General features: G+C 75.1%; 17 protein-coding genes. 3 read left to right on the top strand and 14 right to left on the bottom strand.

What is annotated here, in order from left to right:
• Nucleotides 1-92 precede the first annotated feature (92 nt).
• Nucleotides 93-2,906, top strand: a complete 2,814-nt coding sequence (locus AB0B66_RS20475; RefSeq protein ID WP_360531826.1) for a LuxR C-terminal-related transcriptional regulator — start codon at nucleotides 93-95, stop codon at nucleotides 2,904-2,906.
• A gap of 84 nt (nucleotides 2,907-2,990) precedes the next feature.
• Here the strand turns inward: AB0B66_RS20475 and AB0B66_RS20470 are convergent, their stop codons facing one another.
• Nucleotides 2,991-3,359, bottom strand: a complete 369-nt coding sequence (locus AB0B66_RS20470) for a hypothetical protein (RefSeq protein WP_360531903.1) — start codon at nucleotides 3,357-3,359, stop codon at nucleotides 2,991-2,993.
• A 218-nt stretch (nucleotides 3,360-3,577) separates the two neighbouring features.
• Between AB0B66_RS20470 and AB0B66_RS20465 the strand changes: the two genes are divergently transcribed.
• Nucleotides 3,578-4,309, top strand: coding sequence for a hypothetical protein (locus AB0B66_RS20465; protein WP_360531823.1), 732 nt, complete (start codon nucleotides 3,578-3,580; stop codon nucleotides 4,307-4,309).
• Between the two features lie 50 nt (nucleotides 4,310-4,359).
• Here AB0B66_RS20465 and AB0B66_RS20460 read toward each other — a convergent pair whose 3' ends face one another.
• Complete coding sequence (locus AB0B66_RS20460) at nucleotides 4,360-5,451, bottom strand: winged helix DNA-binding domain-containing protein (RefSeq protein WP_360531820.1); 1,092 nt, start codon at nucleotides 5,449-5,451, stop codon at nucleotides 4,360-4,362.
• Nucleotides 5,452-5,686: 235 nt separating this feature from the next.
• On the opposite strand from AB0B66_RS20460, the gene AB0B66_RS20455 reads away from it, so the two are divergent.
• A complete protein-coding gene (locus AB0B66_RS20455) occupies nucleotides 5,687-7,696 on the top strand; it encodes a PKD domain-containing protein (protein ID WP_360531817.1) in 2,010 nt (669 codons plus the stop codon).
• 85 nt (nucleotides 7,697-7,781) lie between these two features.
• On the opposite strand, the gene AB0B66_RS20450 is transcribed toward AB0B66_RS20455, so the two are convergent.
• The 12 genes from AB0B66_RS20450 to AB0B66_RS20395 all read right to left on the bottom strand — a co-directional run bounded on the left by AB0B66_RS20450 (nucleotide 7,782) and on the right by AB0B66_RS20395 (nucleotide 22,015).
• Entirely contained in the window at nucleotides 7,782-8,822 is a 1,041-nt protein-coding gene (locus AB0B66_RS20450) for a VWA domain-containing protein (protein WP_360531814.1), read from the bottom strand.
• Nucleotides 8,822-9,799: a VWA domain-containing protein gene (locus tag AB0B66_RS20445; RefSeq protein ID WP_360531811.1), complete on the bottom strand. Its 978-nt coding sequence runs from the start codon at nucleotides 9,797-9,799 to the stop codon at nucleotides 8,822-8,824. Before AB0B66_RS20445 ends, AB0B66_RS20450 begins: the two co-directional genes overlap by 1 nt.
• A complete protein-coding gene (locus AB0B66_RS20440) occupies nucleotides 9,796-10,680 on the bottom strand; it encodes a DUF58 domain-containing protein (RefSeq protein ID WP_360531808.1) in 885 nt (294 codons plus the stop codon). Before AB0B66_RS20440 ends, AB0B66_RS20445 begins: the two co-directional genes overlap by 4 nt.
• Before the next feature lie 2 nt (nucleotides 10,681-10,682).
• Nucleotides 10,683-11,717 carry a MoxR family ATPase gene (locus AB0B66_RS20435; protein WP_360531805.1) on the bottom strand — a complete coding sequence of 345 codons (1,035 nt, stop codon included), beginning with the start codon at nucleotides 11,715-11,717 and terminating at the stop codon, nucleotides 10,683-10,685.
• A gap of 50 nt (nucleotides 11,718-11,767) precedes the next feature.
• Nucleotides 11,768-12,619: a trypsin-like peptidase domain-containing protein gene (locus tag AB0B66_RS20430; RefSeq protein WP_360531802.1), complete on the bottom strand. Its 852-nt coding sequence runs from the start codon at nucleotides 12,617-12,619 to the stop codon at nucleotides 11,768-11,770.
• A gap of 124 nt (nucleotides 12,620-12,743) precedes the next feature.
• A complete protein-coding gene (locus AB0B66_RS20425; RefSeq protein ID WP_360531799.1) occupies nucleotides 12,744-13,487 on the bottom strand; it encodes a hypothetical protein in 744 nt (247 codons plus the stop codon).
• A 72-nt stretch (nucleotides 13,488-13,559) separates the two neighbouring features.
• Entirely contained in the window at nucleotides 13,560-15,782 is a 2,223-nt protein-coding gene (locus AB0B66_RS20420; protein WP_360531796.1) for a transglutaminaseTgpA domain-containing protein, read from the bottom strand.
• A gap of 77 nt (nucleotides 15,783-15,859) precedes the next feature.
• Nucleotides 15,860-16,975, bottom strand: coding sequence for a DUF58 domain-containing protein (locus AB0B66_RS20415; protein ID WP_360531793.1), 1,116 nt, complete (start codon nucleotides 16,973-16,975; stop codon nucleotides 15,860-15,862).
• Nucleotides 16,972-17,985, bottom strand: coding sequence for a MoxR family ATPase (locus tag AB0B66_RS20410; RefSeq protein ID WP_360531790.1), 1,014 nt, complete (start codon nucleotides 17,983-17,985; stop codon nucleotides 16,972-16,974). The genes AB0B66_RS20415 and AB0B66_RS20410 overlap by 4 nt, the downstream gene beginning before the upstream one ends.
• Nucleotides 17,986-18,008: 23 nt before the next feature.
• Complete coding sequence (locus AB0B66_RS20405; RefSeq protein WP_360531787.1) at nucleotides 18,009-19,628, bottom strand: hypothetical protein; 1,620 nt, start codon at nucleotides 19,626-19,628, stop codon at nucleotides 18,009-18,011.
• Nucleotides 19,625-21,397 (bottom strand): hypothetical protein, encoded by a 1,773-nt coding sequence (locus AB0B66_RS20400; protein ID WP_360531785.1) that lies wholly within the window; start codon nucleotides 21,395-21,397, stop codon nucleotides 19,625-19,627. The genes AB0B66_RS20405 and AB0B66_RS20400 overlap by 4 nt, the downstream gene beginning before the upstream one ends.
• 33 nt (nucleotides 21,398-21,430) lie before the next feature.
• Nucleotides 21,431-22,015 (bottom strand): hypothetical protein, encoded by a 585-nt coding sequence (locus AB0B66_RS20395; RefSeq protein WP_360531782.1) that lies wholly within the window; start codon nucleotides 22,013-22,015, stop codon nucleotides 21,431-21,433.
• Nucleotides 22,016-22,359: the final 344 nt, after the last annotated feature.

Raw genomic sequence — 22,359 nt, 5'->3', positions numbered from 1 at the left:
AGCGTCGTCGCGACGCGCCGCGAGGGCATCGGTGCCGACCACGGAAAGCACCTCGGAATCGCGCCACGCAGCGGTGCGCCAGAATGGGCTCCATGACGGCGACGACGGTGGACATCTCGGCCCGGGAGTCCGAAGTGCTGGCGCTGCTGGGCGAGCACCTCAGCAACGCCGAGATCGGGGCGCGGCTGTTCATCTCGGTGCGGACCGTGGAGAGCCACGTGTCCTCGCTGCTGCGCAAGGTCGAGGCCCCGGACCGGCGGGCGCTGGCCCACCGGGCGTCCGAGCTGACCCGCGCCGCCGACCGGGCCCAACCGACTCCGGTCCTGCCGACGCCGCTGACCTCGTTCGTCGGCCGCGCGCAGGAACGCGCCGACCTGGCCGGCCTGCTCAAGACGCAGCGGCAGGTGACCGCGCTCGGCCCTGGCGGCGTCGGCAAGACCCGGCTCGCGCTGGCGGTGGCCGCCGACGTGGCCGGCGAGTTCGCCGACGGCGTGTGGTTCGTCGACCTGGTCCCCGTCACCGACCCGGGCGCGGGTGCCGTCGCGGGCGCGGTCGCCACCGCCCTCGGCCTCGGCGAGCAGCCCGGCCGTGCCATGGACGAGTCCGTGTACGCCGCGCTCGCCGACCGGCAGGCCCTGCTGGTGCTCGACAACTGCGAACACGTCCGCGACGGCGTCGCGCCGTTCCTGGAGCGGCTGCTCGCCGCCTGCCCCCGGCTGACCGTGCTGACCACCAGCCGCGCCCGGCTGATGGTGCCGTTCGAGCGGGTGTACCAGGTCCCGCCGATGTCGCTGGCCGGCGACGGCGAATCCGACGCGGTCGCGCTGTTCCTCGACCGGGTCAGCGAGCTGCGCTGGCCGCCCGACACCGTGCTCCGCGAGCACATCGCGTCGGTCTGCGAGCGGCTGGACGGGGTGGCGCTGGCGATCGAGCTGGCCGCCGCCCGCTGGCCCACACTCGGACTCGACGGCCTCACGGCGGGACTGTCCGACCAGTTGCGGCTGCTGTCCGGCGGTTCCCGGACCGACGAGCGGCACCGTTCCGTACGGGCCGCCCTGGACTGGAGCCACGCCCTGCTCGACCCGGCCGACCAGGCACTGCTGCGCCGGATGGCCGTGTTCGTCGCCCCGTTCACCGTCGACGCGGCGGCGCGGGTGGCCGACCTCGATCCGCCGGTCGTCGCCGACGGGCTGGCCCGGCTGGCCGAGCAGAGCCTGCTCGCGGTCACCGCGACGGCGAACCGCACCGAGTACCGGGCGCTGGAGACCATCCGCCAGTACGGCATCGAGCGGCTCGCCGAGGCCGGTGAACTCGACGACGCCCGCGCCCGGCACCTGCGTTGGTGCCTGGCCCAGGCCGCCGACATGGCCGCGGCGCGCACCGACCTGCGGGCCCGGTTCGACGCCACCGCCGACGACCTGCGCGCCGCGCTGGCCTGGGCCGCCGACCGGCCGGAGCAGCGTACGGACGTGCACCACCTCGCCCGGCATATGGCCGAGCTGTGCTTCACCCGGACCTACGTCGGCGAGTCGCAGCTGCGCTACGAGCAGGCTGCCGCGCTCGCCGACGACCCCGCCACGGCCGCGGAGCTGCTGCGCGCCGCCGCCGCGGTGGCCGGCTGCCGCATGCGCGGGGAGGACATGTACCGCCTGCACCGTGCCGCCGCCGACGCCGCCCGCCAGGCCGGGGACACCGCGGGGGCAGCCCGTGACCTGGCCACCGCCGCGACCAACGCGCACCGGTTCTGGAGCAAGTTCGAGCAGCTCCCGCCGCACGAGGAGACCATCGGCCTCGTCGCCCAGGCCCGTGACCTGGCCGGCGACGACCCGGCCGCCCAGGCCGCCGTGGCGCTGGCCGAGGCCGGGGTGCTCGCCGACGCGTTCGGCGCGGCCCAGGGCCCGGCCGACAACGCCGTGGACGACACGACCGCGCGTACCGAACTGGCCGTCGAACTCGCCGCCCGCACCGGCGACCCGCTCGCCGAGTCCGCCGCCCTCGACGCGCTCACCGGCGCGCAGAGCTGGGCCGGTGACGCGTTCGCCGCCGCGGCCACCGCCCGGCGCAGGGTCTCGCTGCTGTCACCGCTACCGGACACCCCCGCCGCGACCCACGAACTGCTCGACGCCCTCGGCATGGCCACCGAGGCCGCGCTCGGCGCGGGCGACCTGCCCGCGGCGCGGCGCTGGGGCCGGCGGCTGGCCGAGCATCCGCTGCTGGCCGAAGTCGGGCACCGGGCCACGAGCTGGCTGCTCGTCGTCGACGCGCTGGCGGGCGACGTCGACGAGGTGCGCGCGGTCAGCGAGCGCTTCCTGGAGGCCTGGCAGCGCGCCGGAAGCCCCGCCCGGTCCGTGCTCGGCCCCGCCGTGGCCGCCGTCGCGATGGTCCACGGCCTTCGCGACGACCACGAGGCCCGGCGCGACTGGAACGCGATCCTGCGGCAGCTCGGCACCCCGCCGGAGCACACCTACGGCTACGGGGCGGTCTTCGACGCGCTCGGCCTGCTCCACGAGGGCCAGCCCGACCTGGCGCTGCGGCGCATGGCACCCGAACCCGCCGACGTGTGGAAGTGGGTCACCTGGATCTGGCACCACTGGTACGTGGCCCTGCGCGCCGAAGCTTCGGTGCTCGCCGGAAGCCCGGACGCCGCAGAGCGAGTGGCCGCGGCGCGGACGGTCGTGGCCGGCAACCCGGTCGCCGAGGCGATCGTGGAACGGGCGCAGGCGCTGCTCGACGGCGATCGGCAGCGGCTGCTCGCCACCGTGGACGCCTTCGACGCCGCCGGCTCCCGCTACCAGTCCGCCCGCACCCTGGTGCTGGCCGGCGGCGGTGACGCGGCCCGGGGCGCGGCCGCCGTCACGGCATTCGGCCTGGCCCCGATGGCTCCCGCCCGGCCTGCGAGGCGATGAACGGACCCGTTCCGGGCGTGCCTGGAGCAGGCGAGGCGACCGGCGCACGTGAGATGTACGGCGTGCCCGGTGGGCGAGCGTGGATCAGCTGGTCACGCGGCCCTCCGGTGTGTCCACCACGAAGCACTCCGCGTAAAGGATCTCCAGCAGGCTGGCCCGCGCCAGCGAGAACGCCTCGGGGGTCAGGTCGAGGCGCACCCGGTAGTCGCGGGGGAAGCCCAGCCGCGCCGCAGCTCGCCGGTCCAACTCCAGCGTCAGCACCTGCCCGATGAGCGTCCACGAACTCACCGCCCCGGTCGCCACATCACCGGCGCTGTTGATGACTTCGTCCGTCTCGCCCCACCTGCCGCCGTAGCGCAGGCGGATCAGCACGACGTGCAGACTGCCCGCGGACAGGATCAGCGTGGATTCGTCGTCGGTCTCCCGGAAGTCGGCCCGGTCGACACGGGGCATGCCATCCACGTGGGCGACCATATCAACGGCAATGGTTGATCGCCCTCACTCTCTGTCACGCCCCGCGGCAACAGCCAGCACCGTCTGCGGTTACATCTTTTTTGATGTGGCCACATCAAAAAAGATGTAACCGCAGGGCGGACAGTCTTTCCTCCCCGCGCCTTCCTCAGTGCTGGCAGACCATTGCGGATTGCGCCTGGGCCGCCAGAATGGCCGACGTGGACGAGGAAATCCAGGAAGCGGAGCAGACGAACGGCTCGGCTCGGGCCCAGGCGCTGCGGGATCTGCTGGAGAACGGCCGGGATCATGACACGCCTCGGTTGGAGGCGGTCGCGGTCGAGCTCGGCCTGCCTCTGGCCGACGTGCTCCTGCTGGCCGGCCATCCGATCCCGGGACGGCTGCTGCCGCCGCAGCGCGACCTCGAGGTCCTGCGCGAGTTCGGCTACCGGGTTTCGTTCTGCGGCCATCCGCAGCTCGCCGCCCTGTGCGAACTCCTGTCGAGCATGCCGGACGAGGGCGCGGCACCCGAGTCCCGCCCGCCCCGCGACGCGGCCGATCCCGGGCCGTTCCCGGCCGTGCTGGACGGGATCATGCGCAACCGCGGCCTGGGCCTGCGGGAGTTGCCGTTCGTCGGGCTGTCGGACAGCACCATCCGCGCCATGCTGGGCGGCGGCTGGCGCGGGCTGAACGAGATGCAGCACCTCGGCGGGCCGCTGGGCTGGCGCCTGGAGGATCTGGCCTTCATCGCCGGCGAACCGATGCGGACCCTGGGGCACGGCCCCTTGCTCTGCCGGCACGTCGGGGCGGTGTTCCTGGCCGCCGTGCCGCGCACGACACGCCAGCTGGTGCTCGCTGCCCGCGAGGCCGACCGGTTGAGCGCCCGCGAGGAGCAGGGCTGGTGGCAGCCGGTCTCCTACGGCGTCGACGCCTGCCCGTACGCCTCTCTGTGATCCGTGCGCCCCGACCTGCGGCATCGGGGGCCGCGGGCTGGTCGGCGTGATCAGCTCGCGAACTCGACGCCGGTGAGTTCGACCTGGCGGTGCGCGGCGAGCCGTTCGGCCTGCTCGGTGACCGCCTGCCGGACCCGGGCGGGCATCGTGCCCCACGGCTCGACGGCGACCGTGAACTTCTTGCCCGACTTGCGGGGACGCCAGACGCCGACCAGCTCACCGCCGGACAGCACCGCACCCGGCCGGCCCAGCACGGGCCACAGCTGCTTGGCGCGGGCCTCGTCGGCGACCAGCGTCGCCCGGTCCTTGGCCTGCAGGAACAGGTCGTACGGACCGAGCAGCCGGGTCGCCTCAGCGGGGGCCGAGGCCAGAGCGGGCTCGTCGGCGGCCAGCAGCCAGCGGCGCTCACCGCCGATCTCGACCGAGACCACGTCCTTGGGCCAGTGCGCCTGCACGTCCTTGACCGGCGCGTCGAGGTAGTCGGCGACGTGCTTCGGCGTGGCCGGGCCGAGCAGCCGCAGGTACGCCCGTACCACGTCGAATTGTTCGCCCGGCGCGGCGGCCTTGCGGAAGCCGGTGATGCGCCGCAGGACCGGGGGAGAGGTGCCGGGGCCCAGTTCCAGGCCGGCGCGCAGGGCGGCCAGCCGGAACGGCATCTCGTACAGGTGGATGGAGTCGCAGGGGCGGCAGAAGCGTAGGTAGGGCTCCGGCAGGAGCTTCGCGACGGCTCCCGACACGTCGCCCTTGACCGTCGGCGTGGTCACGATCTTGCGCATCCGGGCGGCCACCTCGTCGAGGGCGGCCAGGTTCGCGATGCCGGCGGCTTTGAGCGGCTTGGACGCGTCGTAGATGCGCTTGCCGGCGTCGGCGTCGGAGAACGGCTCGACCGCCGCCGCGATCCGGCCCACGTCGGCCCGGCGGTACAGGTGCGGAGCGCCCCGGACCGTCCACAGCATGACCGTGTCCTGCTCGGACAGTGCGGCGACGTCGACGCCGCGGATCGCCAGCGCCCACGCCGCGCCGTCGGGCCCGGTGTCCTGCACACCGAGATCGAGCACGGCGGTGTCGGCGAGCGCGCCCGCCGTCCGGTCGAGCTGCTGGGCGTGGACCCGGAAGTTCAACACCTGCTGCCGGTCGATCATCGGTCAAGCGTATCCACGTCGTCCGACAGCCACCTGGGCCGCGTGCCGCCGACGTCCTTTCGGATTCGCCGGATCGGGCAGTCCGTGGGGTCGGCTCGGCGGTGCGGCCGGTCGGAATCATGACCCGGAAATGGCTGAACCGGCCCTGCCGCGAGGCTTGTCCCAGACGTTAGGTTCGCGCAGACCACACTGAGTCGGGAGTTCGCGGATGCGCGTGTCGGTAAAGCACATTGGCGTGGCACTGGCGACCCTGCTGGTGGTGGTCGCGACGCCGGCCGTCACCGCGGCCGCCGACGTCACGCACACCGCCTGGACCTGGGGCGGCAACGGGCTGGGGCAGCTCGGCAACGGCACCACCACGGCCCGCCGCACCCCCGGCACCGTGCCGGGGCTGACCGACATCGTGCAGATCGCGGGCGGCCGCGACCACGTCGTCGCGCTCGACGCGAACGGTCGCGTGTGGACCTGGGGCGGCAACGCGTTCGGCCAGCTCGGCACGGGCAACACGACCACCCGCCTGTCGCCGGTGATGCTGCCCGGCCTGACCGGCATCGTCGAGGTGGCGTCCGGGCACGACCACTCGATGGCGCGCACCGCGTCGGGCTCGGTCTACACGTGGGGCCTGAACACCACCGGGCAGATCGGCGACGGCTCGACCACCAACCGGCTCTCGCCGGTCGCGGTCACCGGCCTCACCGACGCCGTATCGCTGGCCGCCGGGCGGGACATGAGCTACGCCATCCGGGCCAACGGATTCGCCTACGGCTGGGGCCAGAACACCAACGGCGAGCTGGGCGACGGCACGACCACCCGGCGCACCTCGCCGGTGCGGGTCGGCACGCTCACCAACGTCGAGAAGCTCGCCGGCGGGCGCGACCACGGGCTGGCCCGGCTGGCCGACGGCTCGCTGTGGGCGTGGGGCTGGAACGCGTACGGCCAGGTCGGCGACGGCACGCTCACCAACCGGACCACGCCCGTGCAGATCTTCGCGTCCGGTATCGCCGACATCATCGCGGGCGCGCACCACTCGTACGCGCTGCGCTCCGACGGCCAGGTGCTGTCCTGGGGCCGCAACTACCGCAACGAGCTGGGCGACGGCACGAGCACCAACCGCACCCGGCCGGTGTCGGTGACCGGGGTGACCTCTGCCGTGTCGATCGCGTCGGGCCGCGACCACGGCATCGCCGCGATGGCCGACGGCTCCGTGAAGACGTGGGGCTACAACGCCGACGGGCAGCTCGGCGACGGGACCACGACGAGCCGTCCCACCGCGATCACGGTGCCGGGCATCTCCGGCGTCACCGTCGCCGGGGGCGGCGGCCAGGCGTACTCGGTCGTGCTGGTCCCCGACGGCGGCAACCCGCCGTCCAACCAGGACCCGGTTGCCGCGTTCGGCTCCTCGTGCACGCTGCTGGCCTGCACTTTCGACGGCACCGGCTCGGCCGACCCGGACGGCGACGTGACCGGGCACGCGTGGACGTTCGGCGACGGCGGCACCGGCACCGGGCCGAACCCGTCGCACACGTACGCGGCCGCGGGCACCTACTCCGTGACCCTCACCGTCACCGACGACGACGGCGCCACCGACACCCTCACCCGGACCGTCACCGCGACCACCCCGCCGACCGGCGGCACCGTGACCTACCGGGCCGCCACCGGCGTCGACGCCAACGTGATGCGGCCCGCCGTTACCGTGCCCGCCGCGGTGCAGACCGGCGACACGCTGCTGCTGTTCGTCTCCGCCAACCGGGGCGCGACGGCCACCACCCCGGCCGGGTGGACGCTGCTGAGCACGAAGACCGACGGCACCGACATGGTGTCGTGGCTGTTCACCCGCACCGCGGTCGCCGGCACGGCGGGCTCGTCGGTGACCACCACGTTCGACGCGATCACCAAGGCGAGCCTGGTCGTCATGGCGTACTCCGGCGCGGGCCCGGTCACCGCCGCCGCGTTCGAGGACACCGCCAGCAAGACCACGCACCCGACGGCGGCGGTCACCGTCATGTCGGCCGGGTCGACTGTGGTCAGCTACTGGGTGCAGAAGGTCAGCGACACCGCGACCTGGTCGGTGCCCGCCACGGTCACCTCCCGCACCACGACCACGGGCAGCGGCGGCGGCCGGCTCGTGGTGGTCGCCGCCGACACCGGCGGCGTGGCGGCAGGTACGTGGGCCGCGGTGACGGCAACGAGCACGGTCGCCTCGGCCCGCGCCATCGCCTGGAGCGTGGTCCTCCCGCCGGCCTGACCGGCACAGCGGACAGCGGACGGCCCCGGCGGATGATCGTCGGGGCCGTCGTTCCGTGTGCGGCAGATGGACGCGGTTCGGCCGCTCAGGAGCGGTTCCAGCGCAGCGACAGCCCCACACCCGTGCCCGCCAGCAGTGCTCCGGCGAGCACGAACCAGACCGTCATCTCGACGTCCCGCTTCTGCACGACGATCGTGCCGGGCAGGTCCGTGAGCACGTCCACGAGCTGCTCGGCGTCCTGCGCCCGGAAGTACTCCCCGCCGGTCAGCTCCGCGACCTCGCCGAGGGTCTCCTCGTCGATCAGCTGCGCGCGCCGGCCGCCACCGCCGCCCCGCCACTCCGGTCGCGCGCCCGAGCCCGCGGTCATCTGGTCGGGGCTGCAGATCAGCGGCGCGGGCTCGGTGGTGCCGAAACCGATGGTGTACACCCGCAGCCCGCGCGCCTTGGCCTCCTGCGCCGCGGTGACCGGGTCGACGCCCTGGGTGTTCGCGCCGTCGGTCAGCACCACGATCGTGTCGGCGACGTACGAGCCGGGGGCGGGGGCGTCCGGTGAGCCGAGCTCCACCCCGGTCGGCGGGACCGCCGGGTTGATCTCGGCGATCGCGTCGATGGAGGTGAGGATGGCCTGGCCGATGGCGGTGCCGCGGGAGGTGCGCAGGTTGTCGATCGCGGTGAGCAGCGCCTGCTTGTCGTCGGTCGGCTCGACCAGCAGGCCGGAGATGCCGGAGAAGGCGACCAGCCCGATCCGCGTCCCGTCGTCCTGGGCCAGCACGAACTCCCGCGCCGCGTCCCGGGCCGCGGCCAGCCGGTTCGGCGGCACGTCGGTGGAGCACATCGACTGCGACACGTCCATCGCCAGCAGGATCGACGTGGAGTCCTGCGGCACGGCCAGCGACGCCTGCGGCCGGGCGACGGCGAGCCCCAGCGCGAGCATGCCCAGCGCGAACAGCGCCGCGGGGATGCGCCGCTGCCAGCGCGACCGGCCGGGCAGCGCGGCCCGGATCAGCGCGATGCTGGACACCCGCACGGCGACCTTGCGCCGGCGGCGGTTCAGCCACCAGCGGGCGAGCAGCAGCAGCGGGACCACGAGCAGGGCGGCCAGCGCCCACGGCCAGGCGAGCGACATCAGACGATCCTTCCGTACCAGCGGATCATCAGCAGTCCGCCGAGGGTCAGCAGCAGCAGCGCGGAGCCCGCGAACAGCGCGGTGAGCTCGATGTGCTCGGGCTCGGTGGTGATGCGCAGGTCGATGGACCGGTGGATGTCGTTGAGCGCGGCCGCGTCACGGGCCGGGTGGTACGTGCCGCCGGTGACCGCGGCGAGGTCGGTGAGCAGCTGCTCGTCCAGCGCGGTGGCGACCTGGAAGCCTTCGACCTCGACGGTGGCGCCCTCGGGGGTGCCGATGCCGACGGTCTCGATGCGCACCCCGGCCGCACCGGCCAGCGCCGCGGCCGCCTGCGCCTGCTCGGGGCTCTCGGTCTCCTGCCCGTCGGAGAACACGATGATCGTCGCCGAACCCCAGTAGCCGAGGTCGGGCGGGGCGGCGTCCTCCTCCGCCGGCAGCTCGACGGGCTCGCCGACGATCGCCGACAGGGCGGTCAGGATCGCCTGGCGCAGCGAGGTGCTGCCGCTGGTGGACAGGCGGGTGATGGCGTTCTTGACGGCGGCCCGGTCGTCGGTCGGGGTCTGCGTCAGCAGGCCGCCCTGGCCGAAGATGACCACCCCGATGTCCACGGTGGACGGCTGTTGGTCGACGAAACCCTGCGCGGCGGACTGCGCGGCGGCCAGGCGGGACGGTTCGACGTCGGTGGCGGCCATGCTGTTCGACACGTCGAACACCAGCATCACCGTGCCCGACACCCGCGGCACGGGCAGCTCCGCGTGCGGGCGGGCCAGGCCGACCAGCAGCATCGGCAGCGCGGCCAGGAACAGCACGTACGGCAGGTGCCGGCGAACCGCACCCCGGCCGCCCGCGGCGGTCAGGCCGAGTCCCGCGCCGCGCAGCACGGCGGTGCGCCGCCGCTGCAGCCGCAGGTACGCCAGCACCGCGGCACCGGTGCCGACCACGGCCAGGGCGATCAGGAACGGATACTGCACGGTCATCGGACTCTCCGCCTCGTCCTGCGCACCATGTCGACCAGGGCGTCGACGAGGTCGGTGTCGGTGGTGACGCGATGGGCCATGACGCCGGCCCGGTTCATCGTGTCGGCCAGCCCGCTCTCCCGGGCCTGCACCTCGGCCTCCAGCCTGCGGCGCAGCAGCGGGTCACCGCTGTCGACGAGCAGCTGCTCACCGGTCTCGGCGTCCTCGACGAAGATCATGCCGAGGTCGGGCAGGTCGAGTTCGGCCGGATCGACGATGCGTACGGCGACGACCTCGTGCCGGTGCGACAGCAGCGCCAGCGCCCGCTCCCAGCCGGGGTCGCCGATGAAGTCCGACAGCACCAGCACCAGGCTGCGTCGCCGGGCGGTGGCGGCGGCCAGCCGCAGCATCGCCGACAGGTCCGTGGTGGCCCCCGCCGCGGTGCGCGGCGCGGGCGCGTCGAGTTCGTGGGTCAGCCGCAGCACCTGGTCGCGGCCGGTGCGCGGTGGGATCACCCGCTGGTGCCGGTTGTCGAACAGGATCGCGCCGACCCGGTTGCCGCGGTAGGTCAGCAGCCGGGCCAGGCACACGGCCAGCTCGTTGAGTGTCGCGTCCTTGCCCTGGCGGCCGGTGCCGCGCATCGACGCGGACCGGTCCAGCACCAGCCACGCGGTGAGGTCGCGGTCCTCGGTGTACTGGCGCACGAACGGCTCGTCCATGCGCGCGGTGACGTTCCAGTCGATGTGCCGGACGTCGTCCTCGGGCGTGTACGCGCGTACGTCGCTGAAGTCGAGCCCGGCGCCGCGCCACACCGTACGGTGCCCGCCCTGCAGCCGCCCGTCGAGACGGCGCAGCACCTGCCACTCCAGCCGACGCAGCAACCGGTCGGATGCGTGCGTCATGTCTAGCGGCCCTGCATGGCGAGTTCCGGCACGGGCAGGGCGGACATGATCCGGTCCAGCACCGCGTCCGCGCTCACCTCGTCGGCCAGCGCCTCGTACGACATGACCAGCCGGTGGCGCAGCACGTCCAGGGCCAGGTCGGTGAGGTCCTGGGGCAGCGCGTACTCCCGCCCGCGCAGGAACGCCAGCGCCCGCCCGGCCAGCACCAGGTTGATCGACGCGCGGGGGCTCGCGCCGTAGGTGACGTAGCGGGCCAGTTGCGGCTGGCCGACCAGGCCCGGATCGCGGGTCGCGGCGGTGAGGCGGACCGCGTACTCGATCAGCGACGGGTCGACGTAGACCCGGTCGGCCTGCTGCTGCAACTCGATCAGCTGCGCGGGGTCGATGATGCGCTGGATCGCCGCGCCGGGGCTGACCGCCCGCTCGACGATCACGAACTCCTCGGTGGCCGTCGGGTAGCCCACCAGCACCTTCATCATGAACCGGTCCACCTGCGCCTCGGGCAGCGGATAGGTGCCGTCGGACTCGATCGGGTTCTGGGTGGCCAGCACCAGGAACGGCTCCGGCACGTGGTGCGTCTCCCGGCCGATGGTGACCTGGTGCTCCTGCATCACCTCCAGCAGCGCGCTCTGCACCTTCGCGGGCGCCCGGTTGATCTCGTCGGCGAGCAGCAGGTTCGTGAACACCGGCCCGAGCGACACCTGGAACTCGCCGCTGTGCTGGTGGTAGGTGCGGGTGCCGGTGATGTCGGCGGGGACCAGGTCGGGGGTGAACTGCACCCGGTGGAACTGCCCGCCGACGGCCTCCGCGAGCGACTTCACGGCCAGCGTCTTGGCCAGGCCGGGCACGCCCTCGACGAGGATGTGCCCGCGCGCCAGCAGCGCGACCATCAGCCGCTCCAGCAGCAGATCCTGCCCGACGATGACCTTCTTGACCTCGTAGAGCACCTGTTCCACGGTGCTCTGGCCGGCGGCCGGCGACGGCCCGCCCGGGCGGGAGGGTTGCCGGTGGCCGTTGCCGGAAGCGGGTGTGTTCATGGAACCGTCCTGTTCGGATCGAGGGTCGTTGCGGGTGTGGTCGGGGGACGTCACAGGGGCGGCGGTGGGCCGCCGGCGGCCGCGGCCGTCACGATCGGCACGGCGAACCCGACGCCGATGAAGGTGCCGGCGTCGGTCGGATTGGCCAGCGCGACCACGATGCCGACGGTCTCGCCGCGCATGTTCACCAGCGGCCCCCCGGAGCTGCCCGGGTTGACCGCGGCGTCGAACTGGATGAGGCCGCCGAGTTTGCCCACGTCGGCGACGGTGACCGACCGCTCCAGGCCGGACACCACGCCGGTGGTCGCCGAGCCGGTCAGGCCGAGCTGGTCGCCGATCGCGACGACCTGCTCGCCGATGCCGGGCGTGCCGCCGAGCACCGCCGGGACCAGTACGGCGGGCAGGTCTTTGGGGGTCAGCGCGGCGATGTCCTTGGCCGGGTCGGACGCCGCGACGGTCGCCGGGGTCGTGCTGCCGTCGGCATAGGTGATTTCGATCGCGGCCGCGCCCTTGACCACGTGCAGCGCGGTCAGGATGGTGCCGTCGGCGTTGGCCAGCACCCCGGTGCCCGACGCCGACGCCGCGTCGCGCCCCGCGCCGGTGGTCCGGATGGACACCACCGACGGGAGCAAGACCTGGTAGACCTCGGCCACGGTGAGCACCCCGTCGTCCGACGGCGACGGTGTCGGCGTGACGACGGCGGGGCTGTCGGATCCCGCGGCGCCCCACCGGAACGCGACCACCGCGGTGACCGCCAGCGCCGTCGCGACACCGGCCGCGACCAGCGCACGCCGGTCGAGCCGCCACCGGGCCGGCGGCGTCGGCGAGGGCTCGGCCTCCACCGGTGCGGCAGCGGGTGGCGCGTCCGGGAGGCGGTCGAGTTTTCCGGCGCGACTCAGCATCCTTTGAGCCTAGGGCCGAAAGCTGAATGTTCAATCAGAGTGTTGTCGGAGATCGGGCAACGCGGTCCGGCCGCCCAAACACGCGGATCCCCGCGAGCGCGCGCCCGCGGGGATCCGGCAGTGGTCAGGACGCGAGGGAATCGTCCATGTTCACCCGGCGACGGCGGACCAGCAGCAGCAGACCACCGGCCACGACCAGGGCGGCTCCCACACCGCCGAGCAACCACACCTGCGGGCCGGTCACCGGCAGGCCGCCGCCCGTGCCCGGCACCGGCGACGCGGAACCGGGCCGTGGCGACGCGCTCGCCGACGGGCTGGCCGGGGGCTGCTCCTCACCGACCCGGCACACCTTCACCAGGTCGAACGTGGTCCGCTCGGCTTCGGCGACGTACGTCCGCATCAGGCCCTCGACCAGGTGCCAGCCGGACGGCGTCTGCAGCCATACGCCGCCGACGCCGCTCGGCCCGATGAGCCCGCCCGCGACCCCGGCCGGCGGGGTGGCCGGCACCGGCGGCTCGCCGTCGGGGGTGAGCCGGGTGACCCCGGCGTCGTTGACGCCGAGCAGGTACGCCTCGCTCAGGTCGGCGCTCTGGTAGCTGATCAGGTAGACGGCCTTCGCGGTGGTCGGCACGGGCTGGTTGAACACCCAGCCGTCGACGCCCTGCGCGGACCCGCCCGGAATCCCGGCGCAGCCGCGCAGGGCGGGGTTCTGCTGGGCGGCCGTCTTGGCCGCGAACGCGTCGTCGAGCCTGAGCACGATGGTCGGCTCCTCGGCAGGCGCGGCCGACGCGGGCAGGCCGCCGGTGACGGCCAGGGCCACGCCCGCGGCCAGGGCCGCCAGCGATCGTACGGAAACGAAGGTTCTCATCGGGGGTGGTTCCTCCGGTCGGGAATGGATGGATGGTCCGGACGGGCCCCGGAGGTGCGCCGGGGCCCGCGTTCAGGGGCGGCGTCGCCGCCGTGGGACGGGCCGGCGCAGCCTGCGCCGCAGCCGGTCGGCGCGGGCCCAGGCGTCGTCGGCCTCGGCGGTGGTGAGCGGCCGCGCGCCGTAGACGGCGCGTTCGGTCAGCTCCCGCAGCACGTGCAGGTCGACCTGGCGGGCAGCGAAGTCGGTGTCGGGCGGCCGGCGGCGGTCGATGGCGGTGTCGACCCGGTCGAGCGCCTGCTGCACGGTGGCGCTGTGCGCGACGGGTGTTCCGGCGCGCGCGGCGGTGTCCACGACCTCCTGGAACGCGGCCGCCACCCGCTCGGCGGGGTCCCGGCGGGTCCGCCGTCGTCGGCGGCGCAGGGCGCGGGCCACCTGCGGCGACAGCCACGCCGTGGCCAGCACCGCGGCGGCGATCAGCGCGATCAGCGGCCAGTCCGGGCGGCGCACGGGCAGCGGCCCGTCCGCCGCGAGCTGGTCACCTGGGGTAGGTGCGCCCGCGCCCGGCACGAGGCGGGGCGGCGTCGACGGCAGCGGTGCCGCCGTGGGCGGGGCAGCCGGCTGCCAGCCGGGCGCGGCCCGCGCGGTGGGGCCGAACGAGACCCAGCCCAGCCCGCCGAGGCGCACCTGCGGCCATACGGCGACGTCACCGGAGCGCACCAGCCCGTTCGTGCCTTCCGGCACGGTGAACCCGACGATCAGCCGTACCGGCAGGCCGAGGCCGCGCGCGGCGACGGCGTACAGGGCGGCGATCTGCTCGGCGCCGCCGACGCCGGTCGCCGCCACGGCCGCCAGCCGGCCGTAGCCGTGGCCGGGGGCGCTGCCCGGGTCGTTGCGGACCCTGGCCCACAGGTACGCGGCCAGCAGCCGGGCCTGCGCCCCGGGGCGTGTCTCGCCGCCGACCGCGGCGCGGGCCAGCGCGTCGATCTCGGCGGGTACGCCGGGTGGCAGCGCCGCCGCCGGGGCCGGATCGCGCGGAGCGGCGTCGACGTCGGCGGGCTGCGGCGGCGTGGGCACCAGGCTCGTCATCGCGTATCGCAGCCCGGGGGCCAGACCGCCGGTGTCCAGCAGCAGGCCGGTGTTCGGGTCCACGGCGAGCGTGGCCGGGCCGTCCAGCCGCACCGGTCGCTCGACGGTGGGCAGCGCGACGCCGCCCAGCCCCGTGACGGCGACCTCGACGCTCAGCCGCCGCCCACCGGACGGGGCCGCGGGCACAGCCGACCCGGCGGGCCGGTAGCGCGCCGTCGAGGTCCAGGTGCGGCCGTCGTACGCGTCGAGCGCGACCAGCGCCAGGCGCTGTGGCAGCGGCCCGTCTCCGGTGACCCGGAACAGTTCGGTGTCCGGGGCGGACAGCCACGGTGTCACCCGGTCCAGCGGGTTGACCCCGGTCAGCGCCGTGTCGGGCACGGTCACGTGGTCACGGGGGTCCAGCCGAGGCCGTGCGGGCAGGTGCGGGACGACCAGGACGGCCACCGCCACGGCCGCGACAACCGCCACCGCGGCCCGCGCCACCTGAGCCACCCGCGCCGACCGCCGCGCGAGGGCGGGGCCACGCAGGTCACGGGCCCGCGCACGGAGCAGCAGCACGCCGCTGAGGGTGAACCCGACCGCCGCGGCGACCGCGTAGGCGACGCCCCCGGCCAGCGCGGACGAGGCTCCGAAGACGACGGCGGCGGGCACCACGGCCCAGGCGGTGCGTGTGGTGCGGGCCAGCAGCTCGCCGGTGACCGCGGCCGCCAGCCAGACCAGCAGGAACGGCCCGGTCGCCAGGAGCGGAGCCGGGCCGGCCGGCACCGTGGTCGCCAGCAGGTGCGCCCAGCCGTCGACGGCGGCCGCCGCGGCCTGCGCGACCCTCGCCGGTGACCCCCAGAACGTCGCCGCCGCGATGGTGACCGCGACCGCCAGCGACAGCCCCAACGTCACCGGCACCGGCACCGGCATGGACGCCGGCACGGGCATGGACGCAGGCACGGGCATCGAGGCAGGCACGGGCATGGAGGCAGGTGTAGGCCCAGGCGCGGACACCGGCGGCGGGGCGGTGGTCGGACGTCGGTCGCCGTCCTGTCCCGTGTCGTGCGTGGACGCCGTGCGCCGCAGCAGCCGGGCTGTCGCGGCGAGCAGGAGTGGCGCGGTGGCGGCCAGGGCCAGCAGCACCGCCATCCGGGTGCCGGGCAGGACGCGCAGCCAGCCGGCCGCCGCGCAGACCCCGGCCGCCGCCGCGGCGAGCCAGGTGGTCATGGCCGCTCCGCCCAGCGGCCCGCGGTCGGGCGTCGCCGGTGCGGGGACAGCGCCCCGCGATGCCGTGACCGGGGCCGTCATCGGCGTGCCCGGGAGCGGGCCGTCGCGGCGAGCCGGGGCCAGGCGGCGGTGAACCCGGCCAGGGACGTGACCGCCGCCGCGGGGCCGGTGTGCACCAGGACCGGTCGGCCCAGCCCCGACAGGTGCGCCAGCAGCGCCGGGTCGGCCCCTTCGGGCCGGGCGGTGACCGCGACGGCCAGCGCCGCCGCGCCGCCGCGCCGGGCGGGGGTGAGCTGCCCGGACGTGGCGACGGCGGTGCGGCTGAGCAGGTCGAGCAGGCCCGCGCGGGCGGTCGCGGGGTTCGCGGGCCGCCAGCCGGGTGCGGCCGTGAACCGCACTTCGCAGCCCGCTCCCGCCGACAGGCAGGCGACGGCGAGGGTCGCGGCCACGTCGAGGGCCAGTTCGAATCCGTCGGGGTCGGCGTCGGGACGGTTGTCGATCAGCAGGGTCAGCCCGGGCTGCAGGTCCTGCTCGAACTGGCGTACCAGCAGGCGTCCGGTGTGCGCGCTGGACGGCCAGTGCACCCGGCGCAGGTCGTCGCCGGGCTGGTAGTCGCGCAGCCCCCAGTGGGTCAGGCCGGCCGGTGACGGCTGGCCGGCGGGGTGCCCGTCCCCGGCGGGCGAGCGCCCGGCCGGCAGCCCGGCGGCCACCACCGGGTGCACGCACATGCTGCCGCCGCCCTGCCCGATGCGTTCGCGGCGGCACAGGCCGAGCGCGTCCACCAGGGACAGCCGCGGCGCGGACACGGTGACGACGCCGCGGCGGCCGGTGGGCAGCGGCACCGGGCCGCTCCAGTCCCGCCCCGCCGCCAGTGCGGGCACGGTCACGGCCGCCAGGGCGTCGCCGACCTGGAGGTGGACCGTGCACGCGCGGCTGCGGCGGCGCGAGGGCGCGCGTACCACCAGTCGGCCGGACGTCGGCGTGTGGCGCTGCGCGCGGGCGGGCAGTTGGTCGAGGTCCGCCGCGGCGGGCAGCGCGCCGTACACCGAGATCCCGGCAACGGCCAGCGCGAGCACCGCGGCGACACCGATGAGCAGCAGTTCGGCGTACCCGAGCAGGTATCCGCCGGCCGGTGCGGCGACCGCGACGGCGGCCACCCCCCAGCCGGGGCGGGTGAGCCCGGACGCCGTCACGGCCGCACCGGCTGGCGGGGCACCGGGACCGCGTCCAGCGCCGCCTGCACCACACCGGACGCGGTGGCTCCGGCGAACTCGGCGTCGGCGGTCAGCAGGATCCGGTGCGTGAGCACCCACGGGGCCAGCGCGACGACGTCGTCGGGGGTGACGAACTCCCGCCCGAACGCGGCCGCCCACACCTGCGCCGCGCGCTGCAGCGCCACCGTGCCGCGGGGGCTGACGCCGAGCCGGGTCTGCTCCGCCGCCCGGGTCGCCGCGGCGATCCGGATCATGTAGTCGGCGACCTGGTCGTCGACGTGCACCGAGCGGGCCGTCGCGGCCATGTCCCGCACCTGCTCGGGGGTGAGCGCGGTGACCGGGCGCGGCCTGGTCGCGGCCCCGCCCCGGTGTCCGGCGAGGATCTGCCGCTCCGCGCCGTGGTCGGGGTAGCCCAGCTCCAGCCGCATCAGGAAGCGGTCGAGCTGCGCCTCGGGCAGCGGGTACGTGCCGTCGTGGTCGACCGGGTTCTGCGTGGCGACGACCAGGAACGGCGACTCCAGCTGGTGGCGGGTGCCGTCGATGGTGACCTGCTGCTCGCTCATCACCTCCAGCAGCGCCGACTGGGTCTTCGGCGACGCCCGGTTGATCTCGTCGGCGAGCACCACGTTCGCGAAGACCGGGCCCTTGTGCAGGGTGAACTCGTTGCGCCGCTGGTCGTACACGGTGACGCCGGTGATGTCGCCGGGGAGCAGGTCGGCGGTGAACTGGATGCGCCGGAACCGCCCGCCGAACGCCGCGGCCAGCGCGGTGGCCAGCGACGTCTTGCCGACCCCCGGCACGTCCTCGATGAGCAGGTGGCCCTCGGCGAGCAGGCAGGTCGCCGCGAGCGCGACGTGTTCGGCCTGGCCGTGCACGGTCTGCTCGACGACGCCGGTGAGGCCGCGGAAGCTGCGGGCGAACGCCGCCACGTCCGGCGGAGGCGGCGGGGGTTGCTGGGCCAGGACGGTGCCGTTGCGCAGGTCGGTCATATGTGTCCTTTCCGAGGGGTTCATCAGGCGGTGAGCCGGAGCGTGGCGCGGTAGCGGGAGACGACGACGGTCCGGAACGTCTGCCCGTTGACGATCGCGACGGTCTCGTTGCGTGAGTTGAAGGTGATCGTCATGACCGGCCGTGGACCGGCGGTGATGGTGCCGGACATGGTCAGCGAGTTGTTCGCGACCGAGTCCCGGTAGGTCTTGGTGCCGCGGAAGCCGACGCGGCTGCCCGACACCGAGAACGTGCCGCGCACCGGCTGCATGTTGGCGGCCATGCCCTGCGCGGTATACGAGATCGAGCCCGACTTGGTCAGCCGCCAGGTCCCGGACAGCAGGCGGTCCTTGATCGCGGGCACCCACGCGGGCTGGCCCTGCAGCTGTGTGAACGACGCGATGGACACGGCCCGGTAGGTGATCGGCAGGCGCAGCACCGGGTCGCGGCGCGGCACGGGGGACGGGCCGGGCGAGGGCGGCGCGGCGGCGCTCGGCGGTGCGGCCGACGGGACGGCGCTCGGACTCGGCACGGTGTACTTGAGCAGGCTGCGGACCGTGTCGCCGTCGACCACGACCGCTTGCGGGCCGTCCGCGTCGTGCGCCCAGACGAGGCCGTCGCGGGCGATGACCCGCAGGCTCGCCTGGCCCGCGGTGACCCACAGCGGCGCGAGCAGCCCTCGTCCCGGCGCGTAGCGCAGCACCCGGCCGGTGGCGTCGTCGGGCACGTACACCACGCCGCCCGCCTGCACCGGCCTGCCCAGGCGTGCGGCGGAACCGGCGCGCAGGTCGACGATGTCGGCCGGGGCCCCGCCGGGGCGGCTGAGCACGAGTTCGCCCCGGCCGGGCAGGACGACCGGCAGGACGCCGTCCGCGCCCCGGGCGGCGACGAGCGCGGTCGGCCCGGTGGCGGGCAGCGCCGCCCAGCGCTGCGCGGGCACGCCGCGCTCGTCCAGCGCGACGACGATGCCCTTGGCGAGGTTGGCCAGCACCACCGTGCCGTCGACCTCGGCCAGGGCGACCTGCTCGGCGAAGAACGCCGACGGCGCGCTGGTCCGGACGGCGCCGTCGCGGACGCCGACCAGTGTGCCGTTGAGGGTCATGTGCGCCCACAGGGTGCCGTCGGGCCCGGCGAGCACCGCGCTCAGCGGCGGATGCGGCAGGCCGAGCGGGACCCCGGTCTCGGTCAGGGTCACCGGGTCGACGGCGGTGACCGAGCCCGCGGTCATGGAGACCGCGTACAGGTCGCCACCTGCCGTGACGAGGTCGACCGGGGCGGGGAACGCCACCGCCGGGTCGGCGGTCAGGCGTGCGCCGTCGATCCGGGTGATCGTGTTCGCGTCGAGATCGGACACGTACGGATCGGGCCCGTCCTGCTGCACCGACATCCGGTGGCCGGCCGCGCCGGGCACGGCGGTGACCGTCACGACGCGGCCGGCCGTGGCGCTGACCAGCGACACCGCACCGATGGCGGTGCTCTCCAACCACGCGCTCGCCCGGGTCATGTCCAGCGCGGGCCGGGCTGCGGGCGGGGCGGGCAGCAGCGCGGCGGTGGCCAGCCCGGCGACCAGCAGCAGGGTGCTCACGGTGCCGCTGATCCGCAGGTGGCGGCGGTAGAAGCGGGCGAGGGACGGCAGTGGTCTCATGGCGTGTCCTGCGGGATCAGCGTGACGACGGTCCGGTACTGGCTGCTGTCGCCGTCGGCGGACCAGCCGGCGGACCACTGCAGCTCGGCCCGCGGCGGGCTGACGGCGAGGTCGAACCGGCCGACGATGCTGTCGGCGACGGGGTCGGTGAAGTCGGCCGGGAACGCGCCCACCGACAGGTGCCAGGGCCCGTCCGCGGTGAACGTGCCGCCCACGGGTTTGCGGCCGCCGGAGGGCCGGCACACGACCCGGCCGTCCGCGGTGAACTCCCAGACGCTGTCGAGCAGGATCGCGTTCGCCTCGGCGGTGCGGCCGTCGCTGCCGCCCAGGCGGGTCAGCGACACCACGGCGACGGTCCGCAGCCGCACGGGGTAGGTGATCGGGCCGCCCGTCCAGCCGGGTCCCGTGCCGTCGGGCAGGTCGGGTCCGGGCTGCGGCGTCGTGGCCGGGCCGACGCCGCTCAGCTCGGCGGTCAGCCGGGCCGGGTAGTCCAGGCTCCACAGCTGCGCCGGCGGCACCGGCCGGACGGCGAACACGGCCCCGGCGGCGGCGAGCGGGATCAGCGCCGCGGCCACGTGCAGCGCGGTGCCGGTGCGCGGCCGTACGGGTGCGCGCCCGCGGGTCCACAGCGCGGGCCACCCGCCGCTCAGCCACGGCCAGCACAGCAGCAGCAGGCCCGCGACCAGGCAGGTGCGCAGCCCGGCCGAGGCGAACCCGTAGCCCGCGCCGGTGTAGTGGTGCCAGGCCTGCGCCAGCGTCCACCGCTCACCGGCCGATGCGACCAGGGCCGCCGCGCCGAGCAGCGCCAGCTCGCCGAGGAAGGTCAGCGGCCACGCCGCGAGCACCGCCACGGTCGCCGGGTCGGGGCGGCGCAGCAGCGCCCGGCGCAGCCAGCGCGGCGGGTGGGTGAGCAGGCGGCCGAACACGCGTCGGCCCCGCGACAGCGTGCCGGCCAGCGGCTGCGCCCGGCCGTCCTCGGCGGCGACCCGGTCGGCGGTCAGCTCGGCCACCCACAGCGCGAGCACGGGTGCGATCAGCCCGGACGGCGCGGCGGTCACCGCTCCGCCGAGCAGCGAGCTCGCCACCTCGAACGCCTGCTCGTCGGCGAGCGGCAGCAGCAGCGGCGGCGCGGCGAGCAGCGCCAGGTATACCGGCGCCCAGGCGCGGGCCAACAGCGCGAACGGGCCGAGCCGCCCGACGAGCAGGTGCTCGCCGTTGCGGATGTGGCCCAGCTCGTGCACCAGGATCGCGCGGGCGGCGGCGGGGTCCTGCTCCCAGAGCGCGACCAGCGGCGGGTACGCCAGGATGCGTGGCGCGCGCCAGCCGGCGGCGTAAACCTGCGCGCCGCCGTTGCCGGGCGCGGCCGACAGCCGGACGACCACCCCGTGATGGACGGTGTCCACGAAGGACTGCATCTGCGCGACGGCCGACGCGGCGCGCACCGGCAGCGCGCCGGGGGGCACGAGCCGCCGCTCCACCAGCCGCCCGCGCAGCCGCGGCAGCAGCACCGCGCCCAGCGCCAGGCCGATCAGCAGGGTGGGCAGTGCCGAGCAGACGGCCAGCACAGCGAGCATGGCGGTCACCGTCGGGTCGGCGTGCGAGCCGCGGTCGAACACCGCGCGCGCCGCCGCCACCGGATCGGCGAGCAGGCTCGGCAGGTTCCATGCCGTGCTGAGCAGGCACAGCGCGAAGAACAGCCACAGCCAGGGCGGCGCGAGCGGGCGTGGCAGCGGGGGCGCGACGGCCGGCGCTGGTGCGGTGGCGGTCATCGGGCCGGTCGCCGCGGCCGGTGCGGGCCCATCTCAGTTGCCGCCGCGGCGGAACCAGCGGCGCGAACTGTTGGGCGGCCCGGAGCCGGGTTCCCTGGCGGCCTCGGCGCTGACCCGGCGGACGAACGCGGCGGCGGAGGCGGGGGCCGCCAGCAGCTCCTTGATGACCAGGACGGCGCGTTCGTGCGCCTCGTCGGGGGGCAGCCCCGACTTCTCCAGGGAGGTCTGCATCCGGTCCACCGCGGCCCTGGCCCGCGCGGCGAGCTCGGGGTCGACGGGCGGGTCCTGCGGCGGCCGGTTCGCCTTCGAGGTGCGGTACGCCTTGATCCCGACGATGAGCGCGAGCAGGTTCAGTGCGTTGCCGGTGGCCTCGGCGTCCAGCAGCGCCTTCAGGTGCACGCCGGCGACGTCGACGGCCTGCAGCACCGCGGCGAGCGCGGTGACCAGCTCGACGCCCGCCGAACCGGAGCCGGTGCGGCCGGGGCGCAGGATCGCCTCACGCTGGGCTCCGCCGGCGAGGTACGCCTCGACGACGCCGTCGGCTATGCCGGTCTCCTGCGGTGCGGTCGCCGCCGCGAGGCGTTGCGCCCACTGCCTGGTGTCATCGTCCGCGAGCACGCCGGTCCGTCTCCTCTGCCGAATCCTGGGAAGAGTCCCTAGGTAGCACTCCCGGCGAAGCGCCCGACACCGGCCGAGTTGCCCGCAAACCTGAATGAGCGTCAGGGATCGATGTCACGGCAGATGGATCATGCGTATGGCCAGGCAGCCGAGGTCGTGAGGGCGGCTCGCGTACCGTGGCGGGCGTGTCGCTTTGGTGACAGTCACCCGATCGGGTTCGCACGTCCGGCGACCGGCGCTGCTCACGCGGTCGCCGACAGTCGAGAGTGGAGGGACCGATCGCCGCCCGCATGCGCCCTGATGGATGTCTGTGCAGGCCGCGGCGGCGACGGGTCGGCAACCGT

It is taken from the genome of Catellatospora sp. NPDC049111, from assembly GCF_040648615.1.
GTDB classification, from domain to species: domain Bacteria; phylum Actinomycetota; class Actinomycetes; order Mycobacteriales; family Micromonosporaceae; genus Catellatospora; species Catellatospora aurea.
The sequence above is the reverse complement of the archived record's forward strand: the minus strand, read 5'-3'. Positions and strand labels throughout refer to the sequence as shown.